Below are 17,807 nucleotides of genomic sequence, written 5' to 3'. Positions count from 1 at the left end.
CAGTACATGATACAGGGGGGCGTAGTTAGCAATAGTATCGGGGATTCTCATGGCTTCGACCGAGAATGAAGGGGCCGTCCGGCCTCACGTGTTCATCCAGACCAACAACAAGCAGTCGATCGGCGCGATCGTCTCCGCCTATTCGATGAAGCGCTCGCCACATGCGGATAAGTTCGATGTCTCCATCATGCATCAGGAAGACCACCCGTGGTTCGCCAAGCGTGAGGGCCAGAGCTACAAGCGCCACGGGGTTGAGCGCGTCTGGCACGAGAACGATCTGCAATCCTTCACGCTGACGCGTTTCCTGCCGCCGCAGCTGATGGGCTATAAGGGCCGCGCACTTGCGGTCGACCCGGATGTCTTCGCCGTGCAGGATGTGTGGGAACTTCTGACGCGCGACATGCAGGGCAAGGCCATTATGTGCCGTGGCTCCAAGTTCAAGAACGGCGCCTTCGCCTCCTCCGTCATGCTGCTCGATTGCGCCAAGCTCAAGCACTGGGACGTGGAAAAGGGCTTCAACGAACTCTTCGAAGGAAAGCGCGATTATCACAACTGGATCTCGCTGCTGATGGAAGACCCCAACACCATCGGCGTGTTCGAGAATGAGTGGAACGACTTCGACAAGCTCACCCCCGCCACCCGGATGATCCATAACACGCGCCGCCGCACCCAGCCCTGGAAGACGGGCCTGAAGGTTGATTACACGCCGACCGAGTTCGTACCCGTGATCGGCTGGATCATGCGCATGCGGCGCAAGATGTTCGGAGACCATGCGCTCCTCGGCCGCTATGCCCGCCATCCGGACCCGCGCCAGGAAGCCCTGTTCTACGGCCTCCTCAAGGGCGCCTATGAGGCGGGTATGGTGAGCGACGCGCAGATCAAGGAAGCGATGGAGAAGAACTACATCCGCCATGACTCGGTTGAGGTGATGAAGGCCGCCCCGCCGCTGCCCCCGCTCACCCCCCTCAAGGCCGCGGCCTGAGCGGCCAGGTGGACGATACGGCAGAGCCACCCGCGCCAGAATTGCGGGTGGCCCTGTTCACCGGCAATTATAATTACATCAAGGATGGCGTCGCGCTGACATTGAACCGCCTTGTGGCGTTTCTGGAAAAGCGTGGCGTGCCGGTCCTCGTCTTCGCGCCTGTGGCGGAAACGCCGGCCTTCCAATCAGTGGGCGAGCTCGTGCCCGTGCCATCCTTCGCGATCCCGACGCGCAAGGAATACCGGATTGCCCTGGGCCTGCCAGACGCCGCGCGCCAGCGGCTGAAGGCGTTCCGGCCCACCCTCTTCCACATCGCCGTGCCGGACATTCTGGGCTATCAGGCGCTGAAGCTTTCCGAAGCCTGGAAGGTGCCGGCCGTTGCCTCTTACCACACGCGCTATGACACCTACCTGCGCTTCTATGGCCTCAGCCTCTTCGAGAAGCTGGGCCAGCGCTATATGCGCAACTTCTACAATCGCGTGCGCCGCGTCTATCCGCCCTCGGACTCGATGGCGGAGATCATCCGCCAGCAAGGCCAGTCCACCCATGTGGAAGTGTGGGCGCGCGGGGTCGACAGTGAGCTGTTCTCGCCCCTAAAGCGCGACATGGCCTGGCGCCGCAGCTTAGGCGTGGCCGATGACGAGGTGGCGATCAGCTTTGCAGGGCGTCTCGTCAAGGAAAAGAACATCGCCATCTACATGCGGGTGATGAACACGCTCAGCGCCAGGGGATTGAAAGTGAGACCGCTGGTCATCGGCGATGGCCCGGAAATGCCCACGATGAAGGCAGGGCTCAAGCACGGCGTTTTCGTGGGCTTCCTGCACGGGGAGGAACTGGCCCGCGCCTATGCCTCCTCCGACATCTTTTTCTTCCCCTCGGAAAGCGAGACCTTCGGCAATGTCACGCTGGAAGCAATGGCTAGCGGCTTGCCCGCGGTCAATGCCATTGCCAGCGGCAGCAATTCGCTGGTGGCGGATGGCATCACCGGACATCTGGTGAGTGCGCGCGACGAAGAACGCCTTGCTGCGAAGCTCGAGGTTCTGGTGAAGGACGAAGGCCTGCGCCGCCACATGGGCGAGGCCGCCAGGGCGCGCGCGCTGATCTATAGCTGGGACACGATTCTCGAGGGCCTGCTCAACAGCTATGCGGAAGTGCTGCGCGAACATGGCCGCTGACCCGCAGGTGTGGATCCTCTCCCGCGGACGCAAGGGTGACCTTGACCAGATGCTGGTGCTGGCCAAAGCCCTGGGCTGGCCCTTTGAGGTGAAGACACTGTCTTTCGCAGGGCCTGAAATCCCGGTGCTGTCGCAGTTCCTGCTCCGCAACATGCCGTCTCCTCCCTGGCCGGGCCTGGTGCTCTGCGCGGAAGCATCTCCAAGCGTCATCGCGCGCGAGATCAAGCGCCGGTCTGGCTGGCACACGAAGATCGTGTGCCTGGGCCGGCCCGCGGGTTCTGCTGTGGGCTTCGATCTCGTCATCACCACCGCGCAATACCGCATTCCCTCTGCAGACAATGTGGTGGAACTCTCGATGCCGCTCTCAGACGAGACGTCCGCGACTGCTGGCGAAAGACCACAGGGGCCCATCGCCGTCATCATCGGCGGCCCAGCCTTCCCCGATATTCTGGATGCTGCCGCGGCGGAGAGGCTCACCGCTGACGCTCTCGCCTATGCCGCCCGGAAAGATCTGTTTCTCAGTGTACAGACGAGTCCGCGCACCCCGCCTGCGGCAGTGGCCGTCCTCCAGCGCCGCATATTGCCGCCGCATGTGCTGGGCGTCTTCGGCAAGGGCGAGAACCGCTACCGTGCCGTACTCGAGGAAGCCTCGGAGATCGTGGTGACGAGCGATTCCGTTTCTATGGTGTCGGACGCGCTGGCGACGGGGAAGCCCGTGTCGATCTATCCGCTCGCCCAGGCCCATACGATGAAGTGGCGCACGGGCGAGTGGCTCTATGCGCATGCGGTCGCGCGTCAAAGCCGGCTGTTGAGTCCCGCACGCTGGCTGTTCGACTCAGGGGTGATCGAGGTTGCCCCCGACCGCCGCAAACTTTTTTCCCGCCTCGCCGCGGAACGGCGTCTGTCTTGGTTCGGTGAACCCCCGGCGGAAGCGGATCCGCATGCGGCGCAGCGTGATCTTGCAAGGGCCGCACAATCCCTGCGACAGTTGATGACCAAAGAAAAGGACTAGCACGATGCACCAGCGCAACCTCGGACCACTCACCGTTTCCGCCATGGGCCTCGGCTGCATGGGCATGTCGGATTTCTACGAAGGCCGTGATGACCAGGAATCGGTCGCCACCATCCACCGGGCGTTGGAGCTGGGCATCAACTTCCTCGACTCGGCCGACATGTATGGCGTGGGCCGCAATGAGGAGCTGATCGGCCGCGCCATCAAGGGTAAGCGCGCGCACTATGTGATCGCCACCAAATTCGGCAATGTGCGCGCGGCGGACGGCGCCTTTCTCGGCGTCAACGGCAAGCCGGACTATGTGAAGGCCTGCTGCGAAGCGAGCCTGAAGCGCCTCGGCATCGAGGTGATTGACCTCTATTATCAGCACCGGGTGGACCCCAATACCCCCATTGAAGAAACAGTCGGCGCCATGGCGGAGCTCGTGAAGGAAGGGAAGGTCCGCTATCTGGGCCTCTCGGAGGCTTCGCCCCGCACACTGGAGCGCGCCCACAAGGTGCACCCCATTGCCGCCCTTCAGACGGAGTATTCACTGTGGACGCGGGACGTCGAAGACGAAATCCTGCCAACGGTGCGGCGCTTAGGTATTGGCTTCGTGCCTTACAGTCCGTTGGGCCGCGGCTTCCTCACCGGCCGCTTCAAGGATCAGCAGAGCCTGGACGCGAAGGACTACCGCCTGGCGACGCCGCGCTTCCAGGGCGATAACTTCGAGCGCAACGTGACGCTGCTGGGTGAGGTGGAGGCCCTCGCCGCCGAGAAGGGCGCGACCCCCGGCCAGGTGGCGCTCGCCTGGGTCATGGCGCAGGGCGAGGACATCGTGCCCATCCCAGGCACCAAGCGCCGCCGCTACCTCGAAGAGAATGCCGCAGCCGAGGCAGTGGTGCTCACCGTGAGTGACCTCAGGCGGCTGGCCGCAGCTTTCCCCAAGGGTGTGGCAGCGGGCGAGCGCTACATTCCGGCTTCGATGCGGGCGATTGATAAGTAGGGCTTGCAATTATCCCCCGGTATTGTCCCTTCTCCTCGTTGCCCCGCGATGGGAGAAGGGAAAGTCACCAAGACCTGTAAAGTCCTAGCTCTCCACGAAATCTCCCAACGCCCTTTCCGTGCCCTTGCTCCAGATCTCGCCAAGGCTCTTCGCAAACGCCGTGCGGAACACCTCCGCCTGCGCCACATCGCCATAGACGTCATCCATGGAGAGCCAGGCGAGCGGATCGGCCTTTGCCTTCTGCGCCAGCGCGGTGAGGCGCGGCCAGAGAGGGTCACCTGCGGTGATGTCCCTGCCCGTTTCAGTCTTGCCGAAGCAATGGCGGCACCAGAGCGCCGATTCGAAGGCGAGCGCATCAATGGAGGCACCCGCCTTCAACCTGTCCCGCGCCACGGGCACGATGAATTTCGGCTGGCGGTTGGAGCCATCGAAAGCCAGCCTGGGAATCGTGTCGCCGATTTTCGGGTTGGAGAAGCGGCGGTGGATCAGCCTGTAATAATCCTCCAGCACCACGCCGGGCACGGGCGGCACGGTGGGCATGATGTCCTCACGCTCGATCTTGGCAAAGAAGGCACCGACCAGCGGATGGTTCATCGCATCATGCACGAAGTGGATGCCGAGCAGGCTCGCAGGGTATGCAATCGCCGCGTGGCCGCCATTGAGAATGCGGATTTTCATGAATTCGAAGGGCGTCACATCCGCCACGAACTGCACGCCGGCGGCTTCGAGTTGGGGACGGCCATTGCAGAAATCATCCTCCAGCACCCACTGGATGAATTCCTCGCAATAGACCGGCCAATTGTCCTCGATGCCGAAATCCTGCGCGCAGAGCTGACGCTCGCGATCCGTCGTCGCCGGCGTGATGCGGTCCACCATGCCATTGGGGAAGGATGCCGTGGCGGCGATCCAGTCCGCAAGGCCCGCATCGTAAAGCCGTGCAACACCTGACACGGCATTGCGGGCCACCACGCCATTATGGGGAATATTGTCACAGGACATCACCGTGAAGGGTTTCACCCCCGCATCCCGCCGTTTCTTCAGCCCCAGCGCGATGAGGCCGAACACCGTGTGCGGATCTTGCGGAGTCTTGCCGTCCCGCGCGATCTCCGGAAAAGCCGGATTGAACTGACCCGTGGCAGGATCGATGAAATAACCGCCTTCGGTGACCGTGATGGAGACGATGCGAATCGCAGGGTCGGCCAGCTTCGCGACGATCGCCTCACGCTCTTCCGGCGCGATGAAATCCACCATGGCGCCGGTGACGCGCGCGCGGCTGACATTGGCCTCCTGCTCCACCACGGTGGTGAGCCAGTCCTGCGGGGCCAGCGCATCATGCATCTGCCGGTCGGCGGGCCTGACGCCGGTGCCGATGATGGCCCAGTCCCGGCTTTTTCCCATGTTGAACAGCGTATCGAGATAAACGGCCTGATGCGCGCGGTGAAAATTGCCGAGGCCGAAATGCAGAATGCCGGGCGAGAGCTGATCCGCACGGTAATTCGGAACGGCGATGCCGGGTTTCAAACCGGCAAGTGTGGCACGTGAGAGCATGGTCATTCTCTCAGCTCATCCACTGTCCGCCGTCGACATTATAGGTCTGCGCCACCACATAATCGCTCTCAGGTGAGGCGAGGAAAATGGCGCAGCCCACATGATCTTCGGGCTTGCCCATGCGACCGAAGGGAACGCCCTCGCCGACAAGGCGCTTCTTCTCGCCCTTGGGGCGGTTTTCGTACTTGGCGAAAAGCCCGTCCACATGCTCCCACATGGGCGTATCGACGACGCCCGGAGAGATGCCGTTGACATTGATCCCATGGCTGATGAGAGCAAGCCCCGCGGATTGCGTGATCGAAATGACGGCGGCCTTGGATGCGCAGTAGATCGAAACCAGCGGCTCGCCACGGCGGCCGGCTTGCGAGGCGAAATTGATGATCTTGCCGCCCTGGCCCCGCCGCTTCATGCTCTCCGCCACCTCCTGCAGCATGAAGATCAGTCCCTTCACATTGACGGAGAAGATGAAATCATAGCTCTTCTCGGTGATCTCGCCCCAGGGTGCGAGATCAAACACCGCGGCATTGTTGACCAGAATGTCGATGCCGCCGAACCGCTGTTCGCAGGCGGCGACGCAGGCCTTGATCTGATCGAGCTTGGTGACGTCCAGCGCAAAGGCGAAGGCGCCGTTGCCGATGCGCTCCGCCGTTTCATGTGCTTCGGCGAAGTTGAGATCCGCCACGCAGACGCGCGCACCTTCACGAGCGTAGCCTTCGGCGATTGCAGCGCCGATGCCGCGCGCTCCACCGGTGATGATGGCGGTTTTTCCCTGAAGACGCATTAGGCCAGAACCTTTCCCTGAGAATCAAAACGATGGATGCGGGCCGCATCGAAGCGAAGGGTGATGGGGTCACCCGGCCTACCCCCGAAATCGCCCGGCGCCCGGATGATGAGGCGCCCGGCCTCCGGACTGTCGACATGGAGGAAGGAATCCGCCCCCAAGTGCTCGGTCAAGGCAATGGTGCCGGAGACATCCCCCCCTGACGGAACGATTGCCACATGCTCCGGCCTGATCCCCACCGTGGCCGCGTTAAATTTCGCCGCAACCGCACCGCCGATCAGGTTCATCTTGGGGGATCCGATGAAGCCCGCGACGAACACGGAGTTGGGCTTGTGATAGAGATCGAGCGGAGAGCCCACCTGCTCGATCCTGCCCTTGTTCAGCACCACGATGCGGTCTGCCATGGTCATGGCCTCGACCTGATCATGCGTCACATAGATCATGGTGGCGCCGAGCACCTGGTGGAGCTGCATGATCTCGACGCGCATGTTGACGCGCAGGGCGGCATCGAGGTTCGAGAGCGGCTCGTCGAACAGGAAGCATTTGGGCTGGCGCACGATGGCGCGGCCGATGGCAACGCGCTGGCGCTGCCCGCCCGAAAGCTGGCGGGGCTTGCGGTCCAGATAATCCGTGAGGTTCAGCGTGGCCGCGGCCTTCGTCACCTTGGCGTCGATCTCATCTTTCGGCATCCCCGCCATCTTGAGGCCGAAGGCAATATTGTTCCTGACACTCATGTGCGGATAGAGCGCATAAGACTGGAACACCATGGAAAGCCCGCGCTTGGCGGGCGGCACGTCGGTGACATCCTGGCCATCGATGAGGATGTGGCCGGAGGTCAGATCCTCGAGCCCCGCAATCAGCCGCAGCAGCGTGGACTTGCCGCAGCCCGACGGCCCGACGAAGACCACGAACTCGCCATGCCCGATTTCGAGATCGGCCCCCGGAATGATGACGGCATCGCCGAAGGCCTTGCGGACGTTCTTCAGGGAAATCGTGCCCATGTTACTTCACTGCTCCGAATGTGAGGCCGCGGACAAGTTGCTTCTGCGCAAACCAGCCCAGCACCAGGATGGGGGCAATCGCCATGGTTGAGGCGGCCGAAAGCTTGGCCCAGAACAGGCCTTCGGGGCTCGAATAAGAGGCAATGAACTGGGTCAAGGGTGCTGCATCCTTGGTGGTGAGGCTCAAGGTCCAGAACGCCTCGTTCCAGGCGAGGATGATGTTGAGGAGAACGGTGGAAGCAATGCCCGGCACAGCCATGGGCGCCAGCACATAGATCAGCTCCTTGCCGACGGACGCGCCATCCATGCGCGACGCCTCCAGAATCTCACCCGGAATTTCCTTGAAGTAAGTATAGAGCATCCAGATGATGATCGGCAGGTTGAGGAGCATCAGCACGGTGACGATGCCAATATGCGTATCCAGCAGCTTCAGGTCCCGGAAGATCAGATAGATCGGGATCAGTGCGCCCACCGGCGGCATCATCTTGGTGGAGAGCATCCACATCAGAAGATCCTTGGTGCGCTTCCCCGGTGCAAAGGCCATGGCCCAGGCAGCAGGAATGGCGATCAGCAATGCGAAGGCCGTGGAGCCCAGCGCCAGGATCACGGAATTCATCGCGAACTTCACATAATCCGAACGCTCCTGCACCACCCCATAATTTTCCGTCGTCCAGTCGAAGAAGATGAAGCTCGGCGGAATGGAGACGGCCTCACCCTCGCTCTTGAAGCTGGTGAGGATGGTCCAGAGAATGGGAAAGAAGATGACGAAGGCAATCGCCCAGGCGATGGCGGTGAAGATGAGCCTGCGGCGGACCGGAACTGCGCGTGCCATTGTCTCATGCCTCCAGGTTCTTGCCGATCATGCGCATCAGGAAGAAGGCAACGACATTGGCGAGGATCACCGCCACGATACCGCCCGCCGAAGCGCCCCCGATGTCATTGCCGATCAGCCCATATTGATAGACGAGGAACGGCAGATTGCCCGCACGCCCGCCCGAACCCGTGACATAGATCTCCGCGAATATATTGAGGAGGAAAATCGTCTCGATCAGGATGACGACGGTCATGGGCCGCGCCAGATGCGGCAGAATCATGTACCAGAAGAAGGACAAGGGCGGTGTGCCATCCATCTGGGCGGCTTCCTTCTGCTCCTCATCAAAGGATTGAAGCGCAGTGAGGATGATGAGCGCCGCAAAGGGCAGCCACTGCCAGGACACCATGATGACGATGGCCGTCATCGGATAATGCGCGAACCAGTCAATGGCGCCGAGCCCCAGTGACTTGGTGATCCAGGCGAGGAAGCCCTGCACCGGGTGCATCATCATGTTCTTCCACACGAGAGCTGACACGGTGGGCATCACGAAGAAGGGTGCAATCACCATCAGCCGCACGATGCTGCGGCCATAGATCGCCTGGTCCAGCAGCAGCGCCAGCAGCGTGCCGCCAACGACGGATATGAACAGAACCCAGCCCACCAGCAGCAGCGAGTTGCGCATGGCCTTGAAGAAGGCGGGGTCGGTGAGGAAGTAATAATAATTGGTGGTGCCGGCGAGGCAGCGGTTGGCCGCATCCATCAATTGGCCGGGCGTCAGAAGCGAGCAGGCGGGGTTGGGGTCGAGAAGATTGTAACGCAGGAAGGAAAACCAGATGGTCATGCTGAGCGGCACGATCATCCAGAGGAAGAGTGTCAGGACCGATGGTGCAACGGCTATTCTGCCGATCGACCGCGTCTGCTGCGTTGCCATGTGTGCGCCCCGGCTGATGTTAAGGTGTCGTCGCGGGCCGTTTGAGAAAATGGCTGCCCGGGTTTGGAGGCCGGGCAGCCCAGTTTTGGGAGGAGCCGCTTACTTGATGTAGCCGGCCTTGGTCATTTCACGCGTCGTCACATCCTGCGCTTCCGTCAGGGCTTCGTCAGCCGTCTTGTCACCTGCAAGGGCGGCCGAGAAGATCTGGCCCACGGTTGTGGCGATTCCGGCGAATTCGGGGATCGCCACGAACTGCACGCCCACGTAAGGCACGGGCTTCACGGTGGGCTTGGTTGGGTCAGCCGAGTTGATCGAATCGAGCGTCATCTTGGCAAACGGAACCTTGGCATATTCCGGATTCGCATAAAGCGAGGTGCGCGTGCCCGGAGGAACGTTGGCCCAGCCTTCCTTCGAAGCCACGAGTTCGGTGTAGTGCTTGGACGTGGCCCAGTTGATGAACTTCTGCGCCGCCTCTTCCTTCTGGGTGCCGGCAGGAATCGCGAGCGACCATGCCCACAGCCAGTTGCCGCGCTTGCCGAGGCCGTTGTCAGGCGCCAGCGCGAAGCCGACCTTGTCGGCAACCTTCGAATCCTTCGGGTTGGTCACGAAGGAGGCCGCCACCGTGGCATCGATCCACATGCCGCATTTGCCGGCATTGAACAGCGCCAGATTCTCGTTGAAGCCGTTCGAAGACGCGCCCGGAGGCCCGTCCGTCTTGAGGAGGTCGAGGTAGAAGTTGAGCGTGTCCTTCCATTCCGGCTGGTCGAACTGGGGCTTCCAGTTCTCATCGAACCAGCGCGCGCCGAAGGAGTTGGAGGTGGCCGTGAGGAAGGCCATGTTCTCGCCCCAGCCGGCCTTGCCGCGCAGGCACACGCCGTAGATTTCCTTGTCCTTATTCGTGATCTTGCCGGCAATGCGCTTGATGTCCGCCCAGGTGGGGGCATCCGGCATCTTCTCGCCCGCGGCTTCGACAAGGTCGGTGCGGTACATGACCATGGAGCTTTCGCCATAGAAAGGCGAGGCCATCAGCTTGCCATCGACCGTCAGGCCGCTTGCGATGGCGGGCAGCAGATCTGCCGGATCATCAACCTGGGTCAGCGGCACGAGCCAGCCCTTCTTGCCCCAGATCGGCACTTCATAGGTGCCAATGGTGAGAACGTCGAACTGACCGCCCTTGGTGGCGATGTCGGTGGTCACCTTCTCGCGCAGCACGTTCTCCTCGAGGGTCACCCACTCAAGCTTGATGTCCGGATTCGCTTTGGTGAAGTCCTCAGTCAGCCCCTGCATGCGGATCATGTCGCCGTTGTTGACGGTGGCAATGGTCAGGGACGTTTCGGCCGAGGCGGTGGAGGCAAGGGCGGCGAGGCTGATCGCGCCCAAAATGCCTGCCAAGAGAGTTTTCATGTGGTCCTCCCGGTATAAGAGCATTTATTTGCTCAATGAGCGAGCATATGTTCGGTAAAGCCGAGCGGTCAAGCAAGATCGCATGCCGCACTGCACACCGATTATTGCGGTGCAATATGGCTTTGTCTGTGCTTTCTGCACCTCGCAGCCTTCATGTTATTCGTCAAGGGCGCCCTCTTGGTGAGCAAATGCTCACGCCAGACGATCCTTCTGAACGGAATGCCCAGACTTTGAGCAAATCCGCAAATCACGGCAGTCTCCCGTCGAGGCTTGGGAACGAGCCGGACCGTTCGCAAGGCTTTGTTCCGCCTCTGTTCGAAATTCCTGCAAACGTTTGCAAGATTGCAGTTTCAGCGGGTTTTTGCAGACGGCTGTTGGTCGTGCATAAGTCATTGAAAAGGCATCGTTTTCGTGAAAACGATCAAACTTTAATCAAAACCTGTTCTGCAACCCTTTTCAACGAGCCTTTTTATATTCACCTTACGTTCCCGGGGAGGCTTTACAGGAGGGGGGTCAGCAGGCGGAGGCCGGATTCCAAGAGCCGCTCTCCCAGTGGCCGTTTCTGCCATGGTGTGAGCACCATAAGACTGGCATTCTCCATGTAGCTCTGCTGCAGCTGACGGAGGTCCGAGACGAAGCCCGCATCATAGACCAGCAGCGAAACCTCGTAATTGAGCCACAGGCTCCGCATGTCGAAATTGGCCGTGCCGAACAGCGCCGTCTGGCCATCGACGGTCATCGACTTTGTGTGCAGCAGCCCGCCATCGAATTCATGGATCTCGCAGCCCACGTCGCTGATCTCATCGAAGAAGGAGCGGCTGGCATAGCGCACCATAATGGAGTCGACGCGCTTGGGCAGCACCACCACCACCCGAACACCCCGCGCCGCAGCGCCCCGGAGCGCCAGAACGAGGGAGTCCTCAGGCACGAAATAGGGCGTGGTCAACACCAGCTCGCGCTGAGCCGCGTTGATCAGCGCCAGCATGATCTGCAACAGCCCGTCCGAGGATTCGCCGGGGCCCGAGGACAGCACCTGAACGGCTGCCTCGCCCATCGCAGGGGTGGGGGTCAGTTTCGTCTCTTCCAGCACCTGGGTGAGCTCGTCTCCATCCTCTGCCACCCAATCACTGATCATCACCGCAGCGAGCAGCCCCGCCACCGGGCCCTCGATCCGCACCATGGCATCAACCCATTCGCCCACCCCGGCATTCTGCTTGAAGAACCGGGGGTCCACCATGTTCATGCTGCCCGTCCACGCCACCGCGCCATCGACCACCACGATCTTGCGGTGCACCCGCAAATCGGTGCGCCCGGCAAGGCCGCGCAGCAGGCCAACCGGCAAGGCGGGCCGGAGGCTGACGCCGGCCGCGCGCAGGGCCTGGGGTTCGTCACATGTCCACCAATGGCCCGCTCCCACGGCGTCGACCAGCACCAGGCAGCACACGCCGCGGCCTGCCGCGCGGATCAGCGCGTCGAGCACGTCCCGCGTCAGCCCGCCCTCGTTCCAGATATAAAGCTCAACCAGCACGCTGGACGTCGCGGCATCGATATCGGCTGCAATGCGGCGGAGGATGTCGAGAGTGTCGGAGGCCAGCGCCAGGCGATTGCCGGCAATGGCCGGTGCATTGAAGAAGGTTTCGCCGGCGCGCTCCAGGGGTTCCTGCACCAGCGAGAGCAGCACCTTGCCCCGCTGCGCCCGGTTCATTTCCACATGGGGCGCGGTGATCTTGCTGAAATCCACCCGCAGCTTCGCAAGGCGCGCGGCCCTGCGGCGCGAGATTCGCCTCTCGCCAATCAGGAAATACAGCGCCGCGCCCACATAAGGCAGCGCAATGGCGAGGAGTAGCCAGGCCAGCGCCACGCCACGCGCTGGCCTCCGCAGGAGAACCCGAAGGATCACCGCGGCCATGAGCCCGCCGTGAAGAACGATCAGAAAAGACGCTAGCATCAGCCCAACTAAGGGCTTTGCCCCAAGCTGGCAAGGCGTCTCCGCAGCCGAAGCGCGGGGGCTTTGAGCTCTACTTGGCGTCGAGCGCCGTCAGCCCCTCGTTCAGGCCTTTGAGGGACACGGTGAAGGTCGTCGGCTGCTGCACGGCGCGCATCTTGAACGTGACGCTGAAACTGGCCGCAGAGCGCAGACCCGTCAGCATCGCCTCATCCACCGCCACACTGGCGATGCAGCCGCGCGGCAGGCAGGTCTGCAGGCGGTACTGGAATGTGGCGCCCTCCCCGATCTTGCCGGTGATGGGCACGGGAATGTCGAGGCCCAGTGGCAGAATGGCCGTCAGCCGAAGCTCCCCGCTGTCCTTGTGGCGGGCGAGCGCGAAGGTCGCGACCGGCATCTTCGTCTGCGCCGAGACGAGCTTTTGGTGCAGGGCGCAGGCTTTGTCGCCGGGGGCGATTTCGGTGCAGTGCAGCCGCCAGTCGCCGAAACTCTGGGTGGGCTGGGGCGTGGCCGTGTCCGCCATCGCGGCAGGTGCTGCCGCCATCACGGAGAAGAAGAGCGCCGGCATCAGCAGGGTCGTGATGTTTTTCATGAAACTGTCTCGGAAGCTTTCCAGAAGCAGCGCCGCGGAAACGCAGCGCCTGGCGACATTAAGGGGGAGAATGTGGCCATTCAAGCGCCGGCGGGCGAACCACGGCCCGGGGCCGATTGACGCAACGTGCCATTGTGTTATCGTCACTGGCTTGGAATGACGTGAAGTTCCAAGGGGGCTCCCGCCATGACGCATGCCCGTGCCTGGACAGTTTCCGCAGCATTCCGTTCAGCCTTCCTGATCATCGCACTCTGGTTTGCGCTGGCCATGGGCACCGCCCCCCAGGCCCTTGCGGACGCTCAATGTCCGGTTCCTGCAAACGTTTGTGGCTGCAGTTCCTGTGGCTGCGGCGAGGGCGGGGTCACGCCGCGCTGTCCGGCGGGCCAGGAACCCTATGATGATTTCTGCCTGCCCTCCTGCCCGGACGGCTGGAATCGCTACCCGGGCTACCCCGGCCTCTGCACGCCCCCCTGCCAGCATGGCTGCCCGGAAGGCTTCGAGCAGGTGCCGCTGCCCAGCTGCCCCGAGGGCTATCACCGTGACATCGGCAGCCTGGATGATTGCATCGCGGACTTTGACCCGCGGGACCCGAACATGGCCGGAAGGCCGTCCTTCTCGCAATGTCCGGAAGGGATGACGCTGTCCCCCAATTCGCGTCAATGCGAAGTGGAATGCCCCTTCGGCACCTATCCGGATGAACAGGGCCTGTGCCGCAGCTATTACCAGGATCCCTGCCCGCCGGGCTTCGGGCGGGATGCCCAGACCGGGCAATGCCAGCCGCCGGGCCTCTGGCCGCCAGGCTATCAGTGGGTCTGCCTGCCGCTCTGCCCGGAAGGCACCTTGCGCGACATCTATCATCCCACCCGCTGCCTGCCGCCTCCTCCCTCCTGCCCGGATGGCTTCGAGGATTGGCGCGGCCGCTGCGTGCCGGTTTGCGACCAGGGCGCCACGCGCGATCCCTATGGCTATTGCGCGCCGGAAACCTGCCCGGAAGGGTCCTACCCGGATCTTCAGGGCAATTGCCAGCAGCCCGAATGCCCGCAGGGCTTCGACAGTGTCCGCGGCCAGTGCCAGCCGCCGTGCGAGAATGGCGATCAGCGGGACCAGAGCGGCCGCTGCGTACCGCAGGATGAAGGCTGCCCGCCGGGCACCGAAGATGTGCGTGGCCAATGCGTGCCCGCCTGCCCGCCGGATTATGTCCGTAACCTGCAGACGCTCGAATGCCAGCCGCCGGAGCGCGGCTGCGATCAGGGCGAGGAATATGTTCGCGGCCAATGCGTGCCGGTTTGCCAGCAGGGCTCGGTGCGCGGCGAGAACGGCCGCTGCGTGCCCACCGGCTGCCCCCGCGGCCAGGAGAAATTCGGCGCCAAGTGCCTGCCCATCTGCCCCGCCAGCCAGACGCGGGACAACCGCGGCAATTGCACCTGCCCGCAGGGCACGGAAACGGTCCGCGGCCAGTGCCTGGCTTTCTGCCGCAAGGGGCTGGTGCGCCTGCCCGGCGGCAGCTGCGGCTGCCCGCAGGGCCAGGACTTCGTCCATGGCCGCTGCCTGCCCGCCTGCGAGCAGGGGCTTGTGCGCGACAAGAACGACCGCTGCATGCCGCCCCAGTGCCCGCCGGGCACCGAGCGCTTCCGCAAATCCTGCCTGCCGGCCTGCCTGCCCGGCCAGCTGAGAGATCAGCGCGGCCGCTGCTACTGCCCGGATGGAACGCGCCTGTCGGCCAAGGGCATCTGCCAGGAGATCAATGTGCAGCGCCCCTGCCCAGACGGCTTCCGCAGGGATGACGGCGGCAACTGCGTGCCCAGCCGCCGGGTGCCTCAGTCCTGCCCGGACGGCTTCTTCTACAGCAAGCGCAAGCACACATGCGTGCCGGAGCAGCGCGAGCAGCCGGACGCACCCGTGCTCCGCCAGCCCAAACTGCAGATCGACCCCGGCACACTGCAGCTTCTGCAGCCGCCGCGCCGCAAGGGCGGGGGTGCGGAGAACAATGTGCCCAACATTCAGGACTCATGCCCCAAAGGCTACATGCGCGACGACAATGGAGACTGCATCCGGGGCTGACCGGTCACCCCGCGGCGCATTGATCCTTGAGGAAGCGGTCGAAGGCGGCCACGAATGATGCGTCATGGTAAAGCTTGGGGGCATTGGCGCGCAGCCGTTCGGCTGCATGCAGGCGCTGATCCCTGTCACGGCCCATGGCGATCAGCTTCCGCACGTATTCTTCCGGCGAGGTCGCGGTGAATTCCTCCGTTCCCATCATCGAGAACATGGCGGAGGTGTGCCGCCCGCGCATGAATTCGCCCGCCATCGTCACCAGCGGAACGGCAGAGGCAATCGACGTGAGGCTGGTGTTGCCGCCGCTCCAGCCCAGGCTGTCCGCATTCACATCCATCTGCCGCATCAGTTCATCGAAATCCCGGCCGGACTGGCGCGGCATGAACATGATGTGCCGCTCTGCATCCAGCCCATGCGCCGCAAAGACGGCCGCGAGCCTCTGCCGGAAAATCTCCGTCATGTAGGGCGCAGCGCCCTCGATGAACACGAACAGCGCGCCCGGCACCTCGCGCGCGATCTGCGGATAGACGTCATCATAACGCGGCACATATTTGAACAGGGATTGCAGGCAGCCAAAGAGCACGCGGCCCTCGGGCAGGCCGAAGCTCTTGCCGCTGGGCGGCCTCTCCTCGGGCTCTTCGAGATAGAGAGCAAGATTGGGCAAACGCACCAGCCTCTCGGTGTAATGCGCCTGCGCATCCGCGGGCTCCATCAGATCGCTCGAGAGATAGAAATCCATCGCCGCCGCGCCGGAGGTGACGGGGTGCCCCCAGGCCGTGAACTGGCAGGGTGCGATCCGGTTGATCGACAGGAAGCGGCTCACCGGCGTCATTCCCACATCCGGCAGCATCAGCACATCGAGCCGGTCGCCGTGCATCCGGTCCAACACCTCCTGCTGGCTGGACGCGTCAAAATTCATCTGGCGGTGTGTGCCGAGCGCTTCGAATTTAGCCGAGAGTGTGTCCTGCAGAGTATCGAAATTATAGGTGAAGAAGCTGTAGTCCTGACGCGGCAGGCGGGCCAGCCAATTGTAAGCCCAGTTCGCCCCATTGTGGTTGCGCAGCCGCTGTGAGGCGATGCCGATCCGCATCGGGCCTTCAGCCCTGCTGCGCCGTGGCAGGTCACGCTGTTCGACACCCATCAGCCGTGACGCGGCGGTGGAGAGCTTCCGCATCGTCTCCCGGTCATTCATCTGTTGATAGGCGAGGAAGAAACCTGTGAGATTGCCGATGCCCCGCGCCGCGATCTGACCTTCGGAAGGTGACAGCGCATGGCCTTGCTGATGCCGGTCGAGCAGGCCGTCGAGCATGGCATCGACCTTGTTCCGTGTGGCGTGGATCTCGGCTTCCGTTTCGTAGACCCCGGGAATTGAATCAAGCGAGAGGAGCTCTGCCCAGTCGGCTGCGAACGCCTCCGCCGCGGCGTCTCCGCGTGCCGAAAGCCGAAGGTAGATGGCGGTATCTTCACCCGCCTCCTCAAGCCGTAGCATCTTCCGCAGCACCTGTGCCCGGTTGATGTAGGCATCCGCATGATCGGGCTTGAGGCGGATAGCCGTACTGCTGCTGTCCAGCGCCTCATCCAGCCGGTTCAACTCCTTGAGCGCGATCGAACGTCCGGTTTGGGCCTCCGCATAGTCCGGCCTCAGCGCAAGGGCCTGGTCAAATCGCACCAGCGCCTCCTCGAACCTGAACAGCGTGCGCAAGACCGAGCCGCAATTCACATAGCCCTCGGGGTAGTTGGGCCACAGGCTGATGGTGCGTTCGCAGCTTGCCAGCGCCTCCGGCAGGCGGTTCAGCTGCTTCAGCACATTGCCCCGGCTGTTGAAGGCCTCGGCATAATCGGGCTTGAGGCTCACAGCCCGGTCATAGCTGGCAAGCGCCTCCTCCAGCCGCCGCATCTCGAGCAGCGTATTGGCCCGGTTGCTGAAGGCCTCGGCATGGTTCGGCTGCAGGCTGATCGCCCGGTCATAGCTCGAAAGCGCCTCCTCGAAGCGCCGCAGCTCATTCAGCGCATTGGCCCGGTTGACGAGGGCATCGACATAGGCCGGCTGCAGCCTGATCGCCGCATCGAACAGCTGGAGGGCGGCCGTCCATTCCTTCTCGTCGGACCGGACGACCCCCAGGCTGTTCAGGAAGGTGGGAACCTGCGGGTTCAGCTTGAGGGCCCGGTTGATCGCGTCCGCTGCCTCGGCAAAGCGCCGGAGCTCGCGCAGCACATTGCCCCGGTTGCAATGCGCCTCGGCATAGTTCGCGGTGAGCGACAAGGCCTTGTTGAAATCCGCCAGGGCCTCGTTCCGCTGTCCCAGCGCCTGGTGCGCCAGGCCGCGGTTGTTGAACACGCTCGCCATGCCGCTGTTGCGCTTGATGGCCTTGCTGAGCAGCTCAACGGCGGTTTTGGCGTCTCCCGCCTGGTAAACCGCCAGTCCCTTCAGCTGCAGGGCATCGAAGTTCTGCGCGTCCATGGCCAGCACGGCATTATACTGCCGGATGGCGTCCTGGAGCTTTCCCTGCTGATGGGTGGCAAGCGCCTTCTGCAGCATCTGACGGTAGATCTGGGACATGTTTCTGGCGGCTCGCGGGGGC

The 17,807-nt window shown here is 62.9% G+C and carries 14 protein-coding genes; 5 read left to right on the top strand and 9 right to left on the bottom strand.

The window, feature by feature from the left end; translation table 11 throughout:
• Window positions 1-49: 49 nt before the first annotated feature.
• From ACO06F_RS14145 to ACO06F_RS14130, 4 genes are read left to right on the top strand one after another with little or no spacing between them, the layout of a single operon-like run.
• Complete coding sequence (locus ACO06F_RS14145; RefSeq protein ID WP_421693391.1) at window positions 50-982, top strand: hypothetical protein; 933 nt, start codon at window positions 50-52, stop codon at window positions 980-982.
• Between the two features lie 8 nt (window positions 983-990).
• The gene (locus tag ACO06F_RS14140; protein WP_421693390.1) at window positions 991-2,157 is read left to right on the top strand and encodes a glycosyltransferase family 4 protein; all 1,167 of its coding nucleotides are present in this window, start codon (window positions 991-993) and stop codon (window positions 2,155-2,157) included.
• Window positions 2,147-3,169 (top strand): ELM1/GtrOC1 family putative glycosyltransferase, encoded by a 1,023-nt coding sequence (locus ACO06F_RS14135; protein WP_421693389.1) that lies wholly within the window; start codon window positions 2,147-2,149, stop codon window positions 3,167-3,169. The genes ACO06F_RS14140 and ACO06F_RS14135 overlap by 11 nt, the downstream gene beginning before the upstream one ends.
• 4 nt (window positions 3,170-3,173) lie before the next feature.
• The gene (locus ACO06F_RS14130; RefSeq protein WP_421693388.1) at window positions 3,174-4,154 is read left to right on the top strand and encodes an aldo/keto reductase; all 981 of its coding nucleotides are present in this window, start codon (window positions 3,174-3,176) and stop codon (window positions 4,152-4,154) included.
• A gap of 84 nt (window positions 4,155-4,238) precedes the next feature.
• On the opposite strand, the gene ACO06F_RS14125 is transcribed toward ACO06F_RS14130, so the two are convergent.
• From ACO06F_RS14125 to ACO06F_RS14090, 8 genes are all read right to left on the bottom strand, one after another.
• Window positions 4,239-5,708: a mannitol dehydrogenase family protein gene (locus ACO06F_RS14125; RefSeq protein WP_421693387.1), complete on the bottom strand. Its 1,470-nt coding sequence runs from the start codon at window positions 5,706-5,708 to the stop codon at window positions 4,239-4,241.
• Between the two features lie 4 nt (window positions 5,709-5,712).
• The gene (locus ACO06F_RS14120) at window positions 5,713-6,483 is read right to left on the bottom strand and encodes an L-iditol 2-dehydrogenase (RefSeq protein ID WP_421693386.1); all 771 of its coding nucleotides are present in this window, start codon (window positions 6,481-6,483) and stop codon (window positions 5,713-5,715) included.
• Window positions 6,483-7,484, bottom strand: coding sequence for an ABC transporter ATP-binding protein (locus tag ACO06F_RS14115; RefSeq protein WP_421693385.1), 1,002 nt, complete (start codon window positions 7,482-7,484; stop codon window positions 6,483-6,485). Before ACO06F_RS14115 ends, ACO06F_RS14120 begins: the two co-directional genes overlap by 1 nt.
• A 1-nt stretch (window position 7,485) precedes the next feature.
• Window positions 7,486-8,316: a carbohydrate ABC transporter permease gene (locus ACO06F_RS14110; protein ID WP_421693384.1), complete on the bottom strand. Its 831-nt coding sequence runs from the start codon at window positions 8,314-8,316 to the stop codon at window positions 7,486-7,488.
• A gap of 4 nt (window positions 8,317-8,320) precedes the next feature.
• A complete protein-coding gene (locus ACO06F_RS14105; RefSeq protein ID WP_421693383.1) occupies window positions 8,321-9,229 on the bottom strand; it encodes a carbohydrate ABC transporter permease in 909 nt (302 codons plus the stop codon).
• A 99-nt stretch (window positions 9,230-9,328) separates the two neighbouring features.
• Window positions 9,329-10,633 carry an ABC transporter substrate-binding protein gene (locus ACO06F_RS14100; protein ID WP_421693382.1) on the bottom strand — a complete coding sequence of 435 codons (1,305 nt, stop codon included), beginning with the start codon at window positions 10,631-10,633 and terminating at the stop codon, window positions 9,329-9,331.
• Between the two features lie 499 nt (window positions 10,634-11,132).
• Window positions 11,133-12,542 carry a cardiolipin synthase gene (gene cls, locus ACO06F_RS14095; protein ID WP_421693381.1) on the bottom strand — a complete coding sequence of 470 codons (1,410 nt, stop codon included), beginning with the start codon at window positions 12,540-12,542 and terminating at the stop codon, window positions 11,133-11,135.
• Between the two features lie 109 nt (window positions 12,543-12,651).
• Entirely contained in the window at window positions 12,652-13,170 is a 519-nt protein-coding gene (locus ACO06F_RS14090) for an invasion associated locus B family protein (protein WP_421693380.1), read from the bottom strand.
• Between the two features lie 186 nt (window positions 13,171-13,356).
• Between ACO06F_RS14090 and ACO06F_RS14085 the strand changes: the two genes are divergently transcribed.
• Entirely contained in the window at window positions 13,357-15,231 is a 1,875-nt protein-coding gene (locus ACO06F_RS14085; RefSeq protein ID WP_421693379.1) for a hypothetical protein, read from the top strand.
• Between the two features lie 4 nt (window positions 15,232-15,235).
• Here the strand turns inward: ACO06F_RS14085 and ACO06F_RS14080 are convergent, their stop codons facing one another.
• Window positions 15,236-17,785, bottom strand: coding sequence for a tetratricopeptide repeat protein (locus tag ACO06F_RS14080; protein ID WP_421693378.1), 2,550 nt, complete (start codon window positions 17,783-17,785; stop codon window positions 15,236-15,238).
• Between the last annotated feature and the right edge of the window lie 22 nt (window positions 17,786-17,807).

Origin of the sequence: Aestuariivirga sp. (assembly GCF_965227715.1) — a bacterium.
Classification (GTDB): Bacteria; Pseudomonadota; Alphaproteobacteria; order Rhizobiales; family Aestuariivirgaceae; genus Aestuariivirga.
The sequence above is the reverse complement of the archived record's forward strand: the minus strand, read 5'-3'. Positions and strand labels throughout refer to the sequence as shown.

What these genes read in the sequence shown, in the direction of transcription:
- ACO06F_RS14145 (WP_421693391.1), top strand. Translation starts at nt 50, where the DNA reads ATGGCTTCGACCGAGAATGAAGGGGCCGTCCGGCCTCACGTGTTCATC.
- ACO06F_RS14135 (WP_421693389.1), top strand. Translation starts at nt 2,147, where the DNA reads ATGGCCGCTGACCCGCAGGTGTGGATCCTCTCCCGCGGACGCAAGGGT.
- ACO06F_RS14130 (WP_421693388.1), top strand. Translation starts at nt 3,174, where the DNA reads ATGCACCAGCGCAACCTCGGACCACTCACCGTTTCCGCCATGGGCCTC.
- ACO06F_RS14125 (WP_421693387.1), bottom strand. Translation starts at nt 5,708, where the DNA reads ATGACCATGCTCTCACGTGCCACACTTGCCGGTTTGAAACCCGGCATC.
- ACO06F_RS14120 (WP_421693386.1), bottom strand. Translation starts at nt 6,483, where the DNA reads ATGCGTCTTCAGGGAAAAACCGCCATCATCACCGGTGGAGCGCGCGGC.
- ACO06F_RS14115 (WP_421693385.1), bottom strand. Translation starts at nt 7,484, where the DNA reads ATGGGCACGATTTCCCTGAAGAACGTCCGCAAGGCCTTCGGCGATGCC.
- ACO06F_RS14110 (WP_421693384.1), bottom strand. Translation starts at nt 8,316, where the DNA reads ATGGCACGCGCAGTTCCGGTCCGCCGCAGGCTCATCTTCACCGCCATC.
- ACO06F_RS14105 (WP_421693383.1), bottom strand. Translation starts at nt 9,229, where the DNA reads ATGGCAACGCAGCAGACGCGGTCGATCGGCAGAATAGCCGTTGCACCA.
- ACO06F_RS14100 (WP_421693382.1), bottom strand. Translation starts at nt 10,633, where the DNA reads ATGAAAACTCTCTTGGCAGGCATTTTGGGCGCGATCAGCCTCGCCGCC.
- cls (WP_421693381.1), bottom strand. Translation starts at nt 12,542, where the DNA reads ATGGCCGCGGTGATCCTTCGGGTTCTCCTGCGGAGGCCAGCGCGTGGC.
- ACO06F_RS14090 (WP_421693380.1), bottom strand. Translation starts at nt 13,170, where the DNA reads ATGAAAAACATCACGACCCTGCTGATGCCGGCGCTCTTCTTCTCCGTG.
- ACO06F_RS14085 (WP_421693379.1), top strand. Translation starts at nt 13,357, where the DNA reads ATGACGCATGCCCGTGCCTGGACAGTTTCCGCAGCATTCCGTTCAGCC.
- ACO06F_RS14080 (WP_421693378.1), bottom strand. Translation starts at nt 17,785, where the DNA reads ATGTCCCAGATCTACCGTCAGATGCTGCAGAAGGCGCTTGCCACCCAT.